The organism is Actinomadura logoneensis, assembly GCF_003428695.1.
Lineage (GTDB): Bacteria > Actinomycetota > Actinomycetes > Streptosporangiales > Streptosporangiaceae > Spirillospora > Spirillospora logoneensis.
Genome location: NZ_QURH01000674.1, coordinates 1 through 2,777 on the forward strand (window position 1 = coordinate 1; position 2,777 = coordinate 2,777).

Annotated in this window: 4 protein-coding genes; 2 read left to right on the forward strand and 2 right to left on the reverse strand. The window is 74.8% G+C overall.

All coding sequences use genetic code 11. From position 1 onward, the window contains the following. Both DZF91_RS25465 and DZF91_RS25470 read left to right on the forward strand, forming a co-directional pair. The coding region (locus tag DZF91_RS25465; RefSeq protein WP_199486884.1) for a hydantoinase B/oxoprolinase family protein at nucleotides 1–238 on the forward strand (238 nt) is incomplete at its 5' end. Beyond that, on the forward strand, nucleotides 235–1,107 hold the full coding sequence (locus tag DZF91_RS25470; protein WP_117359749.1) for a TIGR03619 family F420-dependent LLM class oxidoreductase: 873 nt from the start codon (nucleotides 235–237) through the stop codon (nucleotides 1,105–1,107). The genes DZF91_RS25465 and DZF91_RS25470, both read left to right, overlap by 4 nt. Nucleotides 1,108–1,147: 40 nt before the next feature. Here the strand turns inward: DZF91_RS25470 and DZF91_RS25475 are convergent, their stop codons facing one another. Both DZF91_RS25475 and DZF91_RS25480 read right to left on the reverse strand, forming a co-directional pair. Continuing rightward, a complete protein-coding gene (locus DZF91_RS25475) occupies nucleotides 1,148–1,723 on the reverse strand; it encodes an HD domain-containing protein (RefSeq protein WP_117359750.1) in 576 nt (191 codons plus the stop codon). Nucleotides 1,724–1,764: 41 nt separating this feature from the next. Beyond that, nucleotides 1,765–2,727, reverse strand: coding sequence for a helix-turn-helix domain-containing protein (locus DZF91_RS25480; protein WP_235834551.1), 963 nt, complete (start codon nucleotides 2,725–2,727; stop codon nucleotides 1,765–1,767). Between the last annotated feature and the right edge of the window lie 50 nt (nucleotides 2,728–2,777).

Below are 2,777 nucleotides of genomic sequence, written 5' to 3' on the forward strand. Positions count from 1 at the left end.
CCGGCTGCGGCGACCGCCGCCCGGCGCGGCCGGCGGCTCCCCCGGACGGCCCGGCGCCTACCTGCGCGAACACGCCGCCGGACGGACCGAGCCCCTCAGCAGCAGGGCCACCCGGCAGCCCCTCGCCGCCGGCGACGCCCTGATCATCGAGACGTCCGGCGGCGGCGGCCACGGCCCGCCGGAGGAACGCGCACCCGAGGCGGTCGCCCGCGACCGCGTGGACGGAAGGACAGCATGAAGTTCGGCATCCCGCTCGGCCTCGTCCACCCCGCCGCCTGGAAGGACCTCGCCGTCACGGCCGACCGTGCCGGCTTCGAGTCCGTGTGGCTGGCCGAGCACCTCGTCTTCGCCACCGACCTGTCGACCGACACCTACCCGTACGACAACAAACCCCGCCTGAACCCGGCGACGCCGCTCTACGACGCGCCCGCCTACCTCTGCGCGCTGGCCGCGCTGACCACGCGCGTCCGGCTCGGGACGGCCGTGTACCTCTACGCGCTGCGCCACCCCCTCGCCGCCGCCCGCACCTTCGCCACGCTCGACCAGGTCTCCAACGGCCGCGCGGTCGTCGGGGTCGGCGCGGGCTGGTACGAGGGCGAGTGGCGCGCCGCAGGGCTGGACTTCGCCACCCGGGGACGCCGCCTGGACGAGGCGATCGCCGTCTCCCGCCGCCTCTGGACCGAACCGGCCGTCGAGCACCACGGCGAGTTCTACGACTTCCCCGAGGTCGCCTTCGAGCCGAAGCCCGTCCAGCCGCGCCTGCCGGTCCTGGCGGGTGGCGAGTCGCGCGCGGCGCTGCGGCGCGCCGCGACCCTCTGCGACGGGTGGATCTCCATGCCCCAGACGCTCGACGGCATCCGGCCCAGGATCGAGGAGCTGCGCGCTCTGCGGGAGGAGGCGGGCCGCGCCGGCGAGCCGTTCGAGATCACCGCGCACGCCTACGCCCTGGCGGACCCCGGCGAGGTGGCCGAGTGGGCGGCGCTCGGGGTGGACCGGCTGATCGTCCGGCCGTGGCGGCGGTCCCGCGAGGCCGTCGAGAGCCTGGCCGAGTTCGCGGAGACCTATGGCCTCTCCGCCGATTCGGTGGGGGCCGACCCGGCGCTCTGACAGGCGGCGTCGTCCGCCGGTCGGGCGGCGGCGCCGTCCGTCAGATGATCGCGGACCCGTACGCCTCGGCGAGCGGCCCCAGCTCGGGATCGCCGAAGCGCTCGCGCATCGCCTTGAACGCCAGCGCCTTGTCCTCGCCGAACCGCCCGACCTTCTCCGTGTAGGTGGGCGCGGAGACGAACACCGGGGGCGTCGACTTGCTGTGGAACTTGTCCGCGTACATGACGACCGCCTCCTCGTCCGTCTCCGCGAGGTAGTCGGCCACCGGCAGCGGCAGGCCCTGGTCGCGCACGTCCGCGCAGGTCAGGCCGACCCCGGTGTGGTGCGAGCAGAACCGGCACAGCGCCTCGGGCAACCCCTCCCCGCGGAGCAGCTCCTCGCCCAGCACGCCGTGCCGGATGTAGTCGGCGGAACCGAGCCGCCCGTCCGGTCCGTAGAGCCGGTAGACGCCGATGTCGTGCAGCAGCGCCCCGGCGCGCACGAGCGGGCTGCCGCTGAACTGGGCCGCGATCCGCGCCACGATCTCGCAGTGCGTGAAGACCAGCTCGAACGCCTCGGCCGAGGGGGCGTGCTTCTCGTGCAGCCCCCGGATCTCCTCATCAGACGGAACCCGCATCCCGGAATTTTAGGCGACGCGCGCCGGCCCGCCGACCGGTCTCAGACGGCGTGCAGGAGCTCCAGCAGGAAGCGGACGGTCAGGTCCGGGGGGAGCGCCACGTCGGCCAGCTGCTCCACCCGCCCCAGGTACGCCTCGACGTCGGGTCCCCGGTCGAGGTAGAGGGCCGTGGTCAGGTGCTCCAGGTAGACGACGTCCGGAAGGTCCGCCTCCGCGAAGCGAAGGACGGTGAACGGGGGGCTCGCGAGGACCGGCCGGCGGGCGGCGAACGGGACGATCTGCACCGTCACGGTCGGCACGTCCGCCATGGCGACCAGGTGGCGGAGCTGGTCGCGCATCACGTCCCGGCCGCCGACCGGGCGGCGCAGCACGGCCTCGTCGATGAGCGCCCACAGGACCGGCGCCCCCGGCCGGGCGAACCGCTCCTGCCGCGTCATCCGCACCCGGACGCGTCGCCGGAGGTCCGCCTCGGAGGCGTCCGGATGCTGCAGGCGGAGGACGGCCCCCGCGTATCCCTCGCTCTGGAGCAGTTCGGGCACGCAGTGGACGTCGTACGTGCGGACCAGGGCGGCGGCCTCCTCCAGGCCGAGGTAGGTCTCGAACCAGCTCGGCAGGACGTCGCCGTAGTGGTGCCACCAGCCGGGGGAGTTGGCCTCGCGCGCGAGCTCCAGCAGGCCGTCCCGGTCCGCGGGGTCGGTGACGCCGTACAGCGTCAGCAGGTCGGCGACGTCGCGCTCCTTGAAGCCGACGCGGCCCAGCTCCATCCGGCTGATCTTGGAGTGCGAGCCGCGGATCACCCAGGCCGCGTCCTCGGTCGAGATCCGCTTGTCCTCCCGGAGGCGGCGTAGCTGCGAGCCCAGCAGGATGCGCAGTGCGGTGGGCCCGCCCCGGCGGCGGTGCAGGACGCGCGGGTCGCTCTCGGAGGACGGCGCGCCGACGCCCCCGACGCCTCCCACGGCCGCGACACTCCCGACGACCGCGTCGTTGGGGAGACGCATCGCCATCTCCGCCGGGAGCGCGGCCCCGCCCGTCGCGTCCGGGCTCGCCGAGCCCG